At 41.5% G+C, this 17,680-nt stretch carries 13 protein-coding genes; 11 read left to right on the top strand and 2 right to left on the bottom strand.

Going from position 1 to position 17,680, the window contains the following annotated elements; translation table 11 throughout:
- The first annotated feature begins 31 nt into the window (after positions 1-31).
- The 8 genes from MHI20_RS10675 (at position 32) to MHI20_RS10640 (ending at position 10,955) form a co-directional block, all read left to right on the top strand.
- Entirely contained in the window at positions 32-1,033 is a 1,002-nt protein-coding gene (locus MHI20_RS10675) for a sugar-binding protein (RefSeq protein WP_072367381.1), read from the top strand.
- Entirely contained in the window at positions 1,030-2,472 is a 1,443-nt protein-coding gene (locus tag MHI20_RS10670) for a sensor histidine kinase (RefSeq protein ID WP_007499898.1), read from the top strand. Before MHI20_RS10675 ends, MHI20_RS10670 begins: the two co-directional genes overlap by 4 nt.
- The gene (locus MHI20_RS10665) at positions 2,466-3,887 is read left to right on the top strand and encodes a response regulator transcription factor (RefSeq protein ID WP_282900721.1); all 1,422 of its coding nucleotides are present in this window, start codon (positions 2,466-2,468) and stop codon (positions 3,885-3,887) included. The genes MHI20_RS10670 and MHI20_RS10665 overlap by 7 nt, the downstream gene beginning before the upstream one ends.
- A 99-nt stretch (positions 3,888-3,986) precedes the next feature.
- The gene (locus MHI20_RS10660) at positions 3,987-5,255 is read left to right on the top strand and encodes an ABC transporter substrate-binding protein (protein WP_035389707.1); all 1,269 of its coding nucleotides are present in this window, start codon (positions 3,987-3,989) and stop codon (positions 5,253-5,255) included.
- Between the two features lie 57 nt (positions 5,256-5,312).
- On the top strand, positions 5,313-6,284 hold the full coding sequence (locus MHI20_RS10655; protein WP_251210510.1) for a carbohydrate ABC transporter permease: 972 nt from the start codon (positions 5,313-5,315) through the stop codon (positions 6,282-6,284).
- Positions 6,281-7,102, top strand: a complete 822-nt coding sequence (locus MHI20_RS10650) for a carbohydrate ABC transporter permease (protein WP_039165373.1) — start codon at positions 6,281-6,283, stop codon at positions 7,100-7,102. Before MHI20_RS10655 ends, MHI20_RS10650 begins: the two co-directional genes overlap by 4 nt.
- Positions 7,103-7,249: 147 nt before the next feature.
- Positions 7,250-8,200: a mannose-6-phosphate isomerase, class I gene (gene manA, locus MHI20_RS10645; protein WP_060781489.1), complete on the top strand. Its 951-nt coding sequence runs from the start codon at positions 7,250-7,252 to the stop codon at positions 8,198-8,200.
- Between the two features lie 124 nt (positions 8,201-8,324).
- Positions 8,325-10,955: an N-acetylglucosaminidase gene (locus MHI20_RS10640; RefSeq protein ID WP_340938116.1), complete on the top strand. Its 2,631-nt coding sequence runs from the start codon at positions 8,325-8,327 to the stop codon at positions 10,953-10,955.
- Between the two features lie 17 nt (positions 10,956-10,972).
- Here MHI20_RS10640 and MHI20_RS10635 read toward each other — a convergent pair whose 3' ends face one another.
- Both MHI20_RS10635 and MHI20_RS10630 read right to left on the bottom strand, forming a co-directional pair.
- Positions 10,973-12,160: a CDP-glycerol glycerophosphotransferase family protein gene (locus tag MHI20_RS10635; RefSeq protein WP_249855547.1), complete on the bottom strand. Its 1,188-nt coding sequence runs from the start codon at positions 12,158-12,160 to the stop codon at positions 10,973-10,975.
- An 11-nt stretch (positions 12,161-12,171) separates the two neighbouring features.
- Entirely contained in the window at positions 12,172-12,942 is a 771-nt protein-coding gene (locus MHI20_RS10630; protein ID WP_024719265.1) for a WecB/TagA/CpsF family glycosyltransferase, read from the bottom strand.
- 370 nt (positions 12,943-13,312) lie between these two features.
- Between MHI20_RS10630 and tagD the strand changes: the two genes are divergently transcribed.
- From tagD to MHI20_RS10615, 3 genes are all read left to right on the top strand, one after another.
- Entirely contained in the window at positions 13,313-13,702 is a 390-nt protein-coding gene (gene tagD / locus MHI20_RS10625; RefSeq protein ID WP_008343212.1) for a glycerol-3-phosphate cytidylyltransferase, read from the top strand.
- Between the two features lie 97 nt (positions 13,703-13,799).
- Positions 13,800-15,263, top strand: a complete 1,464-nt coding sequence (locus MHI20_RS10620) for an alpha-glucosyltransferase N-terminal domain-containing protein (protein ID WP_340938109.1) — start codon at positions 13,800-13,802, stop codon at positions 15,261-15,263.
- A 47-nt stretch (positions 15,264-15,310) separates the two neighbouring features.
- Positions 15,311-17,587, top strand: coding sequence for a CDP-glycerol glycerophosphotransferase family protein (locus MHI20_RS10615; protein WP_340938107.1), 2,277 nt, complete (start codon positions 15,311-15,313; stop codon positions 17,585-17,587).
- Positions 17,588-17,680: the final 93 nt, after the last annotated feature.

Raw genomic sequence — 17,680 nt, 5'->3', positions numbered from 1 at the left:
ATGCGGCAACAATGGAAGGAGGAGAATGTGAATGAAATGGTCGAAGTTGTTCGGAATGGGCGCATTTCTCACATTTTGTGTCGTATCTGTTCTTTTTTTATCTGTATTAGGTCAAGATTTAGTTAAAATTGAAAGCGCTTCCGATGAGACGGTATCAACTTATCAATATCACTTTGTTCTTGTACCAGAGGAACTTGATAATGAATATTGGCAATTGGTGCAAAAGGGAGCTGCTGATGCGGCGGAAGTTCATCGGGTGTATCTTGAATACCTAGGTCCAAAGCAGGCTGATTTGGATGATCACCTGAAAACCATTGATATGGCGATTGCTGGTCATGTGGATGGCATTATGACGCAAGGGCTTGATGCAAAGAGATACAAACCGCTCTTTCAAAAAGCAAGAGAGAAAGGTATAGATGTTGTCACAGTCGATACCGATGCAGAGGGGAGCAAGCGTCAAGTGTATGTTGGAACAGATAACTATTATTCTGGCTTTATCGCCGGACAGGCACTCATCGCCGATACAAAAGGCGAACAGTATGTGGGCATTGTGACGGGACGGCTTGATGCGATTCACCAGAAGCTTCGCGTGAAGGGGTTTCGAGATGCCGTTTCTGGTGAAAAACGCATTCATATTGCTGGAATAGAAGAGTCGGCGATTACGAAATCAGGTGCTTCCGGTGCTGCGTATAAATTGTTAAATGATCATACGCAGCTCACCGCATTTTATGGAACAAGCGCATTAGACGGTGTCGGCATTATTCAAGCAACAGAGCAATATCATTCGTCTAAAGATGTTTATGTGCTCGCATTTGATACTCTGCCTGATACGATTCAAGCGCTGGATGATGGGAAAATTGATGCAGTGGTTGTACAGCACCCTTATGAAATGGGCTATCAAGCGGTTGAATCTCTTGTTCGTTTGCAGCAAGGGGATAAACAAGAACCGCTGCAGTACACAGGGACGAGTGTGATTCGGCGAGGAGACCTGCCCCTTCATCAAACAGAAAGACCACAGGGGGTTCAGCCATGAGAAAAATACGAAGTAAATTATTATTGGCATTTTTAATTCTCGTGCTCCTTGGTAATGTGGCCGCTTTTTTTGTGTATTGGAGCAGTTCAAAAATCACATCAGAATATAGCAAAAGCTTTCGTTCCTTTCTCCTGCTGAATGATATTTCGACAGAGGCAAAAACGATGTATGAAAAGGTCAACGCCTTTGCCATCGAAAAGGATCAGGCGTTTGCCAAGGGGTATGCTGAATCAAAACAGAAAATGACATCATATGACCAAGCATTGCTCAAAGATGCAGGGCTTCATGCCGCCATCCCCTCCATTGAAAAATATCAATATATGATGCGGACGCTCATAAACGAAAGTGATGCCACAATGAATCATGTCAAAGAAGGGAAAATCAAAGAATATGCTGCAAGTGTGAAAGAAGTAAGAACCGTGTCCTCTTATATACAAGAGCAGACAATGACTCTTTTGGATGATGAATTATCTGAGTATCAAGTACTCTACCAATCCCTTCAAAAAAGACATCAAACGTATGCGCTTTTTACTCTATGTCTGTTTACATTATCGATAGGCATCGCTTTATGGATGGCCTATATCATTGCGGGCGGAATTTCAAGACCGATCGTTCATCTGTCTCGAAGTGCCAAAGAAGTATCAGAAGGAAATTTTGATGGTCCGAATTTGCATGTGTCATCTAAGGACGAAATCTCTGTGTTAAATCATGCCTTTGAGCGAATGCGGCGAGAGATGAAGGTCATGATTGAAGAGATGAAACAAAAGGCCGCTTTAGATCAGAAAATTAAAGACATGAAGCTGAAAACACTGCAAAATCAAATGAATCCACATTTTTTATTTAATACATTAAACATCGTTTCACGTATGGCGTACTTAGAATCAGCTGATGCGACATCGAGATTGATACAATCCGTTTCTACGCTGATGCGGTATTCGCTATCTCCTCTCAGCGCATCTGTTACGTTAGAACAAGAAGTGAAAGTGGTAAAAGAATATTTTCATATACAAGAAACAAGATTTTCCGATCGTATTACATGCAAAACGACCATAGATGAGTCGTGTCTATCTGTTCACATTCCGAGCCTTACATTGCAGCCGCTTGTCGAAAATGCCTTTATTCATGGGGTAGAACCAAAAGAGGAGGGGGGGCTTGTAGAGCTCTCTATTGATCGAGATGATGGCTTTGTCATGATTCGGATTCGGGATAATGGACTTGGCATCAGTGATCAAGAGAAAAAGAGATTGCTATCGCAAGAGGAAGAAGATCATCCAGACACACGTAGTAAAGGTCACTCGACAGGAATTGGTCTTCGAAATGTGATGTCGAGGCTGCGTTTGTTTTACGGAGTGCAGGATGCCCTTCAAATTGATTCAAAGCCAAACGAAGGGACCACCATTCAATTGACAATACCAATCAAGGAGGAACGAGCATGCTGAACGTGCTGATTGTGGATGATGAAAAAATTGAACGAATGGCGATGCGTAAGTTCATGACCGAATGGCTGCCAGACTGTCATATTGCAGGGGAAGCTGCGAATGGAAAAAAGGCGGTGGAATTGGCGCGGTCTAAGCCAATGGACCTTGTGCTCATGGATATTCAGATGCCAGGCATGGATGGACTCACAGCGATCAAACAGATCAAGGCAAGCTGTCCTCATACTAAATTTATTATGCTGACAGCCTACGATACGTTTGATTATGCCAAGCAAGCCATGCAGGAAGGGGTCAAACAATACCTTGTCAAACCAGCTGATAAAGACGAAACCATTACAGCGATTCGTTCTGTTGCGGCAGAAATTCAGCAGGAGGTCTCCCTGCGGCAGGCGGAGAAAGTCAATCAGCAGTCAAAATGGCTGGAAGCTCATGTGTTGAACGGTCAATCTTATTCCTCCACAGCGTTTGAGCGGCTGTTTCAGGATTTTCAAGCAGGTCTAGTGATCGCTGTTCAGCGGACAGGCGGGGATCAACTCATGAATCAATTGCAGGAGTCTGCTCTTTTTCAAGCAGTGCCTATCAAAGTGAGCGGTGAGCTGTTTACATGCTTGATTTACAGCCGTCAATCACCTGGTCATCTAAAGGCGAATGTACTGCAAGCCATTCGCGCTGCCATGACAAGCGAGCAGCATTCCCCTGTCATTGTTGGCATGGGTCATCCTGTCTCAAATCCACTTCAACTTCAGAAAAGTGCGGCAGAAGCGAAGCTTTCCTATTATCAGCGAAAAAAAGATGACGGTGCGGTTCGTTATGGCTTTTACTATACAGATAGACAATCTTACGTATTGATCAACTTGCCTGAGCTTGCCGATGACATGATGCTGGCACTAGAAGAAGGGAGAAGAGATGATGCTCTTGCTTACTATGATGCCTTCCAATTAGAAGGGGCAACCATTTCTCATGTGAAAGAGCTGCTCATTTTACTCAAATCACGACTTCGTGCAGATGTGCCGATTCTAGCTATCACCACAGAAACAGAATGCCGCCAATGCTGTGAACATTTATTTGATCTGTATGAAGCAAGAACCCAGACGGTGAATGATATAGAACGGGCGAAACGATACATTCAAACACATTTTTGCGAACATATCACGCTGGAGCAAACGGCCGCCTATGTTGATTTAAGCCCGACGTATTTCACCAAACGCTTTAAGGATGAGACAGGTCTGACGTTTAAAGAATATGTGACGACCTGTAGGATGGATAAAATGAAGAAGCTACTGAAAGAGAGTTCGCTTAGTTTAAAAGAAATCACCTATCAAGCAGGATATACTGATCCGAATTACGTCAGTCGTGTGTTTAAAAAAATGGTTGGCTGTTCACCAAAGGAATATCGAAAGCAGGTCGTAAAAAAATGAAGAATTTCATAAAAAAGTGAAGAAGTTTGCCTGAAAAAAGGCAAGGATCTGCCAGTATACTTATTTTGATAACGCTTACAAAATAGGGATGGGGGATCCATGATGAAGTTTAAATTAGGCTTTACTTTATTGGCACTCTGTATGCTGGTCGTCTCTGCTTGCAGTTCATCGACGAACTCAGATGCAAAAAAAGAGGGCGGAGCGGAGAAACTAGAAATTTTCTCTTGGTGGACTGGTGCAGGTGAGGAAGACGGACTGAAGGCACTCATTCAATTGTTTGAAGAGAAAAATAAAGACATTCCAATTGAAAATGCAGCTGTCGCTGGTGGCGCTGGTACGAATGCAAAGGCTGTTCTAACAAGCCGGATGCAAGGAGATGATCCGCCAGCTACTTTCCAAGTACACGGGGGAGCAGAGCTGAATGAGAGCTGGGTAGCCGCAGGTAAAATGGAGCCGCTGGATGACCTTTATGAGAAAGAAGGCTGGAAGGATAAATTTCCAGAATCACTGATTGACCTTGTGAGCAAAGACGGGAAAATCTATTCCGTTCCAGTGAATATTCACAGAGGCAATGTGCTTTGGTATAACAAAAAAGTATTTGAAGATCAGGGCTTAGAGCCGCCAACGACGTTTGATGAATTTTTCAAAACAGCCGATGCCTTAAAGAAAAAAGGGATTACACCACTTGCGCTTGGGGATAAAGAACCTTGGGCAGCGACTCATTTGTTTGAGAGCGTTCTTCTAGGTGTACTAGGTGCAGATGACTATCAAAAACTTTGGGCGGGCGATTTAAAAATGGATGACGCAAAAGTGAAGGAAGCGGCAGACATCTTTGGACGTATGCTCGAATACGTCAACGACGATCATAGCTCGCGTAACTGGCAGGATGCCTCACAGCTCGTGGCAAAAGGGGAAGCTGCAATGAATGTCATGGGCGATTGGGCAAAAGGATATTTTGTAAATGATCTAGATTTGAAGGTGAATAAAGACTTTGGATACGTGGCTACTCCTGGTACGGAGGGCAGCTTTATGGTCATCACGGATACATTCGGACTGCCGAAGGGTGTCAAACAGCCAGAAAACGTGAAAAAATTCTTATCTGTCTTAGGATCTGTGGAAGGACAGGATGCGTTTAATCCGTTGAAAGGGTCAATACCGGCACGTGTGGATGCAGACGTATCAAAATATGATGAATACGGAAAATCGGCCATGAAGGCGTTTAAAGAGTCAAAGCTGGCACCGTCTCTTGCGCATGGCTCAGCTGCTGAAGAAGGTTTTGTCACGAAGGCGAACCAAGCCGTCAATATTTTCGTGACACAAAAAGACAGCAGCCAGTTCGTTTCTTCTTTAAAAGATTCAATGAAATAAAGATGAAAGAGGCGGCCGTTAGGCACCGCCTCTTTTTTAAAAAAGGAGTGTAGCTTCATGCGCATGGACACATCGCCGATCACAAAAACACCAGCAGCAAAAGTGAAACGTGTTCGGAAAAAATGGAATGGAGACCAGCTGCTTGCCCTGCTATTTTTAACACCGTCAGCTGTTTTATTATTCATTTTTGTTTACGGCTTTATTGGCTGGACAGGATATGTTTCATTATCGAACTGGACCTCGCTTGTTCCTGATTTTTCTTTCGCAGGTATGAAAAATTATGTCATGCTGTTTCAAGATTTTCGCTTTCAGTCAGATCTTCGAAACACGGTCTTTTTTACATTATTCTTTATTGGAGCAGTCATTGCTTCTGGGCTTGTACTGGCCATTTTACTAGACCAGAAGATCAAGGGGGAATCACTTTTTCGGAATCTCTTTTTCTTTCCGATGGCCCTTTCCTTTGTTGTCACAGGTGTTGTGTGGCAATGGATCCTAAATCCATCTACTGGGGTGAATCTGTTTTTAAAAACACTCGGCATCCAGCCCAAGTGGTACACGGATACGAACATTTTAGCTGGATTTGTCTGGGGAAAAATTGAGTTTGGTGTACCGGCAGCAATGATTGCAGTTGTCATTGCTGCTGTGTGGCAGATGACAGGGTTCTCACTTGCGATGTATTTGGCTGGTCTTAGAGGCATTCCAGAGGAAGTGAGAGAGGCTGCTAGAATGGATGGCGCAACCGAGTGGCAAATCTACTGGAAAATCATTTTCCCGCTGTTAAAACCAATCACAGCGAGCGTCGTCATTATCATGGCACATATTTCTTTAAAGATCTTCGATTTGATTTACTCAATGACAGGACCAGGTGCAAACTTTGTCACCGATGTGCCAGGTGTTTATATGTTTGAAATGACCTTTAGAGGAAACCATTATGCAGGTGGTGCCGCCATTGCGATCGTCATGCTGATTTCTGTTGCGGTCTTTATCGTGCCGTATCTCCTGTCTAGCCGGAAGGGGGCTTCATCATGACCGCAAGAGGATTTGTCCGCCCAGTTCTTTATGCTTTATTAATACTGTGCAGTTTGTTTTTTCTCATGCCTGTTTATGTCATGATCGTCACAAGCTTAAAGCCATTAGGTGAAGTTACCCTTGAGCGAATGTGGTCGCTTCCATCTACACTTGATTTCTCAAGCTACAAAATCGCTTTTGAAAAGTTATCACCCAATTTAATGAATTCTCTTTATCTAGTCATTCCTGCTACCTTATTGTCAGCTGTATTAGGTGCGATGAATGGCTATGTGCTGTCTAAATGGCGCTTTAAAGGATCAGAAGTGGTGTTTACCTTCATGTTGTTCGGTATGTTTATTCCATACCAAAGTATCCTCATTCCACTTATTCAATTTTTACGTGAAATCGGCTTGTATAACTCCATTCCGGGACTTGTGCTTGTCCATGTCGTATATGGCCTGCCAATCACAACACTCATGTTTCGCAATTTTTATGTGAGCATTCCTGATGAAATGATTGAATCAGCGAAGATGGATGGGGCCGGATTTATCGGGATCTTCAGACATATGATTCTGCCGCTTTCCATCACAGGGTTTGTCGTGGTTGCCATTTGGCAGTTCACAAATGTGTGGAATGAGTTTCTATTTGCGGTTACTATGACCACGGCAGAGAATCAGCCGGTCATGGTTGCGTTGCAAAATTTATCAGGCAGTCAAATTGTGCAATGGAATGTTCAAATGGCAGGTGCCATCTTGGCTGCGCTGCCGACACTTTTGGTCTATATTCTACTCGGAAAATACTTTGTGAAAGGGCTTCTTGCAGGCTCTGTCAAAGGGTAAATTGATTTTCTTGTTATCGTTTTCATTCGGTGTACTGAAAGGATTGACTTCTCTTTAGATAGCGTCATAATAAAAGTTGAGACTTGCTAGTTTTCATCATGCTAGGCAAGGATTATCAAAGGGTAGCAAAGGGAGGAGTCATCCTGAATGAAGCAGTCACCAATTTTTTTACTGCCTGAATTGAAGGAGAGAATATGGGGAGGTACAGCCTTAAGGGATCAATTTGGCTATGATATTCCTTCTGATCAAACGGGAGAATGCTGGGCAATTTCTGCTCATCCAAACGGACCAAGTGTCGTGCAAGACGGTCCATATAAAGGGAAAACGCTGATCGAACTATGGAACAATCACAGAGAATTGTTTGGGGGAATAGAAGGCGATCGCTTCCCGCTCTTAACCAAAATTTTAGATGCAAACCAAGACTTATCCGTTCAAGTTCATCCAGATGATGATTATGCGGAAAGACATGAAAATGGTGAGCTTGGGAAAACAGAGTGCTGGTATATCATTGACTGCAAAGAAGGCGCAGAAATGATCTATGGTCATAATGCACGGACGAGAACTGAGCTTGTGACCATGATGAACAGCGGAGATTGGGAAGGCCTTTTGCGGCGAGTGAAAATTAAGCCGGGCGATTTTTATTATGTGCCAAGCGGTACCATTCATGCGCTTTGTGAAGGCACACTGGTTCTCGAAACGCAGCAAAGTTCAGATACGACCTATCGGGTGTATGATTATGAACGAAAAGACCAAAATGGCCATGAACGTGAACTTCACTTCACGCAGGCCATTGATGTCACAACGGTTCCTCATGTAGACGGTTATGCAGATGAATCAGTAGAAACTCGTCCAGGGATGACCATTAGAACATTTGTAGAAGCAGAATATTTCTCTGTGTATAAATGGGAAATTGATCAAAAAGTAGAGCTATCGCAAGATTATCCGTTTTTGCTGTGCAGCGTTATTAATGGGGAAGGGTCCTTAGAGCATAATGGACATACATATCCGCTGCCAAAAGGAGCCCATTTTATCCTGCCGGCTGAAACAGGGAACTTCACCATTGAAGGATCTTGTGAACTGATTGTGTCACATATTTAAAGGTAAAGAGGACTTCGAGGGAGTCCTCTATTTTTCTATTGCATAAAAGACTTGAAAGAGACTTGTTTTTGTCGATAAAGAGATTAGTAGACTAATATGCAAAGTTAAGAGAGGGACAGGGAACGTGAAAAAAACCATCAAGATTATGTTACTCGCAGCTGCCTTTGGTATGACATTACACACGGGCAAAGAAGTGCAAGCAGCCTCCTATGTCGATCAATCCATTTATACGATTAGCACCTCAAAAGTATTTACAACAGAAGCAGAAGTCAAAAAAGCGGTTGACACGTTGAAAAAGGACAAAAAGTGGACAGCCACTTATCAAACCTCAGGAAATACATCGACTTATCAACTAACTGCCTCAGGATATGACTCACAAGCAGCAGCGAGTGCAAGTGCCGCTGCATTAAAAAAAGAGTTAGGCATGAGCGGTACGGTGTCTCCAGTAGGTGACCGCCTTCCTTTACAGAAAATCGTATCTGATCCAATCAACGATGAAAGTCAGGCGAAAAAACTGACGCTCGAGCTGACGAAAACATCAGGACTCAATAGCACGTATGAAGCTATCAATCAAAGCAGACCATCATATCAGGTCATATCAGGTGCCATTGATTCTGAAACGAAAGTCAAAAATATTCAAACCGAACTACAAAAACAGGCCGGAGTCACTAGTACATATCAAACCGAAAACAAAGCTGGCACCGTGTATCAGCTGATCTCAGGCAATATTGTCGGACAGAGTAAGGCAAATACCATCCTGCAAGGTTTTCAAAAGGAATCTGGTTTAAAAGCAGTACTCCAAACGGTAGCAGCAGGCAAACCGTATTACATCGTCACATCTGCTGCACAAACGAATCAGTCTAAAGCGCAAACCCTTCTGACCCAGCTGCAAAAAGAAGCGAAAATCAGCGGAAAGATTCAGAAGGCTGGAGCTGTTAAAAATGTATATAGCATGGAATCAGGCTATTTCAAAGACAGTAAGCAAGCAGCCTCAGCGGCGGCTCAGATCAAAAAACAAGCTGGTGCGTCAGGTACTGTGCAGCGAGTAGGGAAAACGAAAAATTATATCGTAAAGCTCAATCAATTAAATGACACAACTTACGCAAAAACAGTTGCTTTTTTCAAGAAAAAGAAATGGCGCTATACGTCTAAAAAGATCTCCTCTACACAGCCATATCAAGTAGTGACTGGGAATCTTTTGGGCGATGATCAAGCAAAAAAAGCAACGGCATTTTTCCAAAAGAAAAAAGTATCCGCCACAACGAAAAAAACAGGCAAAGCGTCTGACAGCACGTATCGACTTGTTGTGAATCAAGCAACAGATCAAACAAAAGTAAATAAAGGTGCTGCATACTTAAAAGCACAAAAGGTGACAAGCAACATCACAACAGGCAAGGGACAAGCCGTCAGTAAAGCATACAGCCTAATGACAGCTCCTGTATATGATCAAAGCAAAGTGAAGCAGGCACAAGAGATCATGAAAAAAAATGGAGTTGCCAGCAGTACAAAAACATTAACAGAAGCTGTTAAGCAATACCGTATTACGACAGAGGCAACTGTGAATCAGACAAAGCTGAATCAAGCCTTAAGTTATTTAACCAAACAAAAAATGAAAGCAGCCGCTCAAAAAACGGGAGCAACTGATTATGGTCAATATCAGATCAAAACAGGGGTCATTTCGACTGCTGCCTTAAGAGACCAAGGCATGACATTCTTCAAAAAACGAAATGAACCAGCTGCTTATACAACAACGACAAAACCGACATATAAAATCAACATCACACAGCAGTTTACAGGGTTACCAAATGCGAATGCGGCCATTGCTTTTGTGAAAAGCCAATACGGCTGGACAGCCACTGCGACCAAAATCAAAAATGGTCCAATGGTGATGCAGACGAATTATAACCTCACAGTCAATGAGATGGTAAACAAACAAATGAAGGTGTCGCCGCAGACAGATGGTGCAGCCTACGTCTATGCGACATATGTAGACCCAGTGACGTCCACAGTGAAAACAGACGGGCTAAATGTACGTTCTACACCTGATTCAAGTTCGGCTAGCAACATCGTCGCACAGCTGAACAAAGGGACAAAAGTGAAGCAGCTTGGAAAAGAAGGCAACTGGATCAAGATCAGCCTCGGCTGGAGAAATGCGAGTTCAGCAGAAGTATTAAAATATGTAGATCCAGCGAATATCGCGGAGGGCACTCAATCTTATTTTCAATTTCTCAAACTCTCTGAAGCTGCAAATCTCAATCCAACTGAAGTGAATACGAAGATTTTAGCAGGGAAAGGGATTCTTGCCGGAAAAGGACAAGCCTTTATCACAGCAGCAAAAACGTATCATATTAACGAAATCTATCTGATTTCACATGCATTGCTTGAAACAGGCAACGGCAGTTCCATTTTAGCGAACGGTACGAAGTTTAATGATAGAATCGTGTACAACATGTATGGCATTGGTGCATATGACAGTAACCCGAATTACCTCGGTGCAAAGTATGCGTATGAACAGCAATGGTTCACACCAGAGGCAGCCATTATTGGCGGGGCAAAATTCATTGGCAACAGCTACATCAATAATGCCACGTACAAACAAGATACCATTTACAAAATGCGCTGGTCTGCGACAGCCACTCACCAATATGCAACAGATATTGGCTGGGCTTCTAAACAGGTCACTCGTATGTATAGTTTGTATAACTTACTTGATAACTATACGCTGTATTATGATATCCCCGTGTATAACAAATAAAAAAACGTCCGTGCTTCTTAATGAGAAGCCGGACGTTTTTTGTGTAGGAGCTGATGTTCAATAAAGGAAAGAAGCTGCTGACTTGATTTCCCTTTTGAATATTGGTTCCATTCCTCAGCAAAGGTTTTCAATAAGTCTTGATTGGCTGATTCGTTTAGCTGCTTAAGCTCCGTTAAGAGCATATCTTGAGTGACGCAAGCCTTTCCTGGAATGATGTCTTCATAACGTTCGACTAAGCCGCGTTTTGTGCGATAAGTCTCTAGATCGTAAGTGAAGAACAAAACAGGCTTTTGGAGCAGCGCATATTCAAACACAATGGACGAATAATCTGTAATCAGGACATCGCATACAGAGAGTAATGGATAGAGCGGCTGATCGGACACATCAAAGATCCACTCACCATCTGTTTCTGCTTTGGCTAAATGTTTCACCGCAGGATGAAGTTTGACGAGCAGAATATAGTCGCCATTCAGCTCACTCTGCAATTGTACTTTAGAAAAAGGTAAGACAAGACCGTCCATTGCAAAGTCCCGGTAGGTCGGCGCATACAGCAGCACTTTTTTGCCTTTTGGAAAAATATCCGTCTGAAAGGAAATAGGGCGCTCATCATAGTACGCATCTGTGAAGGGTACACCTGTTGGCAAAAAACGATCGTCGTTGACGCCAAATGAAGTTTTGAAAATCTCGCGCATGTGATCTGAGCCAGTAACGATATAATCGAAAGACGCATAGACCCGCTTGAAACGCTGCAGATCACGAGAACTACGGTGATGGTTTGAAGCATCTTCAAGACCGAACTTTTTCAAAGCACCATTGGCGTGCCACACTTGAATACAAGTAGTAGAAGGTCTATTTCTTAGCACACTTGTCATCAGAAAATAATTATCTGTGACGACGACTTTGCTTTTTAGCATCGTATAGATACATTGAATGAGATGGATGGGATTTTTTTCATGAAAATAGCGAAATGACACATGAGGCACGTCCTTTTCTATCACGGAAGCATGCTTCGTATAGAGGACAGTGAGCTTCATTGTCATATTCGCCTGTTTTTGATAAGTATCAATGAGAGCAGCTGCATTCTCTTGGAATGAAACAAGCAGCGTCACCTGATTGTCACGAGGTTTCACGCCGCTCATGAGCCATCCAGCAAAAGAAACAAAAGCTGCATAGCATGAGATGATCATTGAGCGTATATTCATCATGTATCAGTCTCTCACAGCTGCTTCGTCTGATCTTTTACTTGCTCAGGATAGTAGCGCTTTTTCCCTTTGTTTTCTTTTAATACGGCAAAAGCGTACTTTGGGATATTCAGCATTCGTTTCCATCTCCACGGATTGACAATGAGTCTGTACAGCCATTCCGTATTTGTTTTAATCATCCAGCGTGGTGCACGCTTCACCGTTCCGCTAAATACATCAAAGCTTCCGCCTAAACCGATGCAAACAGCTTGCGGGAACAAATGACGGTATTCATAAATAAAGTTCTCTTGGTTTGGATAACCTAAAGCAACAAACACCATATCTGCTTTTGAACGAGCAATTTGTTTTGCCACAAACCGTTTATCCGCTTGATAACCATCACAGCTGCCTGCAATCACCACATTCGGATATTCCGTATCAATTCGCTGTTTGACAGCCTCAAGCACTTCTTTTTTCGCACCATATAAAAAGATACTTTTAGATTGCTTGTTTGCGAGATCAAGCATAGACATGAACACATCAAAACCTGCAATTCTTGATTTCAATGGACTTTGCGTCATGCGTGACATCAACACAACGCCTACACCATCCGGCAGTACATAATCCGCGGAAGAAACCACTTGATGATAGGCATCATCCTTCATGACAGCATAGCCGATCTCTGGGTTCACTGTCGCAATCATGGCGCCTCTTCTTTGGGAAATATGATGCTGGTTGATATAGCTAATAAATTCATCTAAGTCACCATTTACATAAGAAAGGTTAGAGACCACTTCTGTTTGCATTGTTCAGACCTCCTTTTTCATTTTGTTATCTATGAAACGTTCATTGTAAATTCATTCTTCGCCTACTCATCATTTTATCACAGTTGCTCCATGAAATATTAACAATAACTTTACAATCCTTTAAATTTCGTGACATTTAAATAAACAACTAGTCTCTAAAAAGGTTGAAATACTGTATTGACGCAGTTTCACTATTTCATCCATTAAATTGGAAATAGTTTGTCTTTACATTTTCTTAACGTTTTTTAGGCATTGTGATATAATGAGGTTCCGAAGAGCGAAAAAACATGACCGATGAGAATAGGATTACGGATAAACATTACTGCTTGAAGCAGTCGAATAAGGATGAAGAAAGGAGTTTATGTTTGCAATGAAGAAAGTTATTACTTACGGTACATTTGATTTATTACACTGGGGGCATATCAAGCTGCTAGAGCGTGCAAAACAGCTTGGAGATTACTTAGTAGTGGCCATCTCTACAGATGAGTTTAATTTACAAAAATCAAAAAAGGCTTATCATAGCTACGAGCATCGCAAGCTGATTTTAGAAACCATTCGTTATGTAGATGAAGTCATTCCAGAGAACAGCTGGGATCAAAAAGTCCGCGATGTACAAGAGCATGACATTGATGTCTTTGTCATGGGAGATGACTGGGAAGGTAAATTCGATTTCTTGAAAGAGCATTGCGAAGTCGTTTACTTGAAGAGAACAGAAGGTATCTCGACAACTCAAATTAAGGAAGAAATTGCGGGACTTTAATAGATCGAAAAAAAGTACTTCTTATCTTTTGGTGAGAAGTGCTTTTTCATGTAAAATACAATGGGCAAGTTATCATGATTTTTAAGGAGAGCTTCCTTTGTTTCAAAATTGGATGAAGAAAAAAGTTGAAGATACATTGGATCAACCTGAACAAAATGAAACGATGACTTTAGTTGAAATTCCTGACATGGACTACTACTTTATTGTAGGTGACGTACCAAATGAGGAAGACGGCTTAACGAAGTCTTTAAAAGCAAGAATAGAGCCATTGGCTGAGAAACATAAACGTACTACGATGTTAACTTTGAATTTCGATGTAAATGTGAAGGAACGTATTCGCCGCTTGGAGGAGACCTTTCATCCTCAAATTGATATTCTGAATGTATTTGAACATTACATTATGCCAGAGAGCGGAAGTAAAAGGTATTATTCGGAGTTTATTGCGGGTGAAGTACCTCAATCAATCAATGAAGCAGTTATCCCCGCAGATACATCGACCATTCAGGTGACGAGATATGAACTGCCTTCTTCCCCAATCTGTATGATTGATCAATATAATGAAGAGCAGCAATTAGTGAAGAGAGAAGAATACAATTGGCAGGGAGCTTTACGCAGAGTTCAAAGCTTTGTTCCTCATACAGGTGCTCTCTATTTAGAAGAATTGATCAAGGACGATGGCAGCATTTTTATGGAGATCATCTATGCTGGTGATGCAAAAAAGAATCCAGTCCGTCACATTAATTGGTATAAAAAAACAGGAATTCAAACATTCACAAAGAAGACGGATATAAAACAACAATGGCTATCCAGCATTCAATTACAAAATGACCGGTTGAAACTGATGATCACAGAGGACCGGGACCAGGACCGCCACTTGTTTAAAATAGATCAACCGGAATCAACTTATTATGCTGCCTTTGTGCATGAAGCCCATTATGAGGAAAATCCGCACCATATCTATTCTCAATATGGAGAATTATTTAAACAAATAAGAAAACAGCAAGTGGATGCCGTCTTCTTTGGCGATACTAAGCATAAAGAAGATGTTGAGAAGGTTTTAGGAGAACAAACTTATTTCTACCATGTGCCTTCTGAAATGTCAGCTTGGAAAACAGTACTTCATCAGATGCTGGAAAACCGTATACGTAAAGATAAGCTGAGAAAGATCGTGGATCGCACGAAATGGGTGCTGCATGGTCTTAGCTCTGAACACCATGTTCTTCATCTTCAGCTTAAGATGACAGACGAAATGAGCCAAGCGGATCATGTGGAAATTGATTTTGCAGGATATGATCGAGTGAATGGAGCTGAAATCATTTCTCAAACAATTGATGAGAATGATCAAGTCAGTTTCCCAATTGGTCATTTTCAAACAAAGAAAAACATCGAAACCAACCAAACAAAATTTGTGGATTTTTACATCCGCTTTAAAACAGAAGAACTTCAAGAAGTTTTGCAACGTCTAGAAGTAGAGGGAGAGCTCCTTACCAATAAACCATCTTCAATTGATGGTTGGTCGTATCAAACGAAACAGGGGAACTATTCTTGGAAAGTAAAATAATGATACAAATAACGGTAAGATTTTTGAACAGAGGAGATTAACGATTAATGATTGAAGAGGGAATCCATAAGAAGAGTGTCGTTGAAGGTTTAAAAAATCATCATGAAAAATTGGAAATGCTCGTTCGCATTTACGATGACATGCCATTAGCAGATAGAGAGTTTTATCTGTTTATGAGGGAAAGGGTCTCAAAACAAGAACTATTCCTCCCGCTTGTTCATCAAGAAGAGAATCTATTCAAATTGGTACTGAGTGAAGCATCGCTTCCGCTTGCGTTAGAGCAAGGCCAGACATACAACTTATATGTCACGGACTATGTGAGCGCAAACAAAGAAGAGGACGAAGACGAGCTTGAAGACTCAGCTTATGATTCTGATTCGGAAGAAGAGGATGAAGACGCAAAAGAAGCGGATACCAGCGCAACTTCCGAAATAGAAGAAAAAACACCATATTATAAACGTCGTTTGAAAATGGAAATTGAAACGCCAGAGCTGACATTTTTAGAAAATAAAGAAGCGCTGTTGTATGTTATTCCATATCGTACAGACAAAGGCAATGCTTCATTGAAAATCAAACGGGAGCTCAAAGTTGTGAAATTCCATCACATCGAGCTCAACAAAGAATGCACGCTATCCTTATCTGGGTATGCAGGCGTTCTAAGTGCAGAGCATCCTTATCAGATCAAAGAAGTAAAGCTTCTATTGAAGAAAAATGGTGAGGAACCAGTTGAGCATCGTTTTCCTGTCAAGATGACACATAAAAAAGATGAAGTCATTCAATATCGTGACGACCATAAAACACCACAACTGTATCAATTTTCAGCAGAAGTTCCTTTAGAGGAGTTAACTTATTCCTTAAACAAACGGTTTGTCTATCGCTTCTATTTTGAGTTTATTTGCGATGTTAACGGAGTGGAAGAAACGTTAACAACAACTTCTTTAGTGCTTGGAGATCGTTCAAACAAACTCAAGGGACTTGTTCAAATTCATAAAAGAAACGATGTACCGATTCGATATGAAGTGTACAGAAAGAAAAAAAGACAAACTTTAGGCATCCGAATTAATGATTACACCATGAAGACACGTGCTAAGTACTACGTAAAAAGCAAGTGGAAGAAATTCAAGAAGCAAGTGGGTAAGATTAAAAAAGTTCGCAATCGCCTTGTGACAAGTACTTTCCAAACGACCTTTACACTGGCGAGTAAACTGTCCGCCAAAAAGAAAACCGTTATTTTTGAGAGCTTTAATGGGAAACAATTCAGCTGTAACCCGCGTGCTATTTATGAATATATGAAAGAAAATCACCCTGAATATAAACTGATCTGGAGTGTTAAAAAAGGTCATGAAGCACCATTTAAAGAAAAGGGCATCTACTATATCAATCGTCTGTCATTGAAATGGATTTTTGCAATGGCAAGAGCCGAGTATTGGGTCGTAAACAGCCGTTTGCCACTATGGATTCCAAAGCCAGAACACACCACATACTTGCAAACGTGGCACGGTACGCCATTAAAACGACTGGCAATGGACATGGACGAAGTGCATATGCCTGGAACAAACACGAAGAAGTACAAAAGGAATTTCACGAAAGAAGCATCGAATTGGGATTATCTGATTTCTCCTAATGCATACTCGACCGAAATCTTTACCCGTGCGTTCCAATTCCAAAAGACCATGATTGAGTCAGGATATCCGAGAAATGATTTCCTTCACAATCAAAACAATGAAGAAACAATGAGAGCGCTCAAACAAAAAATGAACCTGCCGCTTGATAAAAAATTGATTTTATATGCACCGACATGGAGAGACGATCAATTTTATAAAAAAGGGCAGTACAAATTTGATTTAGACCTTGATCTGCATGAGCTACGAGCATCAATCGGAGAAGAATATATCATCATCCTTCGTATGCACTATTTAGTAGCGGAAAACTTTGATCTCGGACCATATGAAGGCTTTGCCTATGACTTGTCTCATTACGAAGATATTCGAGACCTTTATATGATTTCAGATCTACTCATTACAGATTACTCTTCCGTGTTCTTTGATTATGCAAATCTCAAACGTCCGATGCTGTTCTATGTACCAGACATCGAAACATATCGTGACAAACTGAGAGGCTTCTATTTTGACTTTGAACAAGAAGCACCAGGGCCACTTGTAAAAGAAACATCACGCGTGATTGAATGGGTAAGAGAAACAGAACAGCCGACCTTTACACTACCAGAATCATTTGCACCGTTTTATGAAAAATTCTGTTACTTAGAGAGCGGGGAGTCATCGAAGCGGGTGGTTGAAGTAGTTTTTAATTCGCAACGCTTTTAATTGTTTTCTTATAGATGGAAAAACACCTTTGGAAGGTATCAAGTTCAATACTTGACCATTATCCAAAGGTGTTTTTAAATACATATAATTTTA

Source organism: Bacillus sp. FSL K6-1106 (assembly GCF_038005245.1).
Classification (GTDB): domain Bacteria; phylum Bacillota; class Bacilli; order Bacillales; family Bacillaceae; genus Bacillus; species Bacillus altitudinis.
This window is presented reverse-complemented; position numbering and strand designations above follow the sequence as displayed.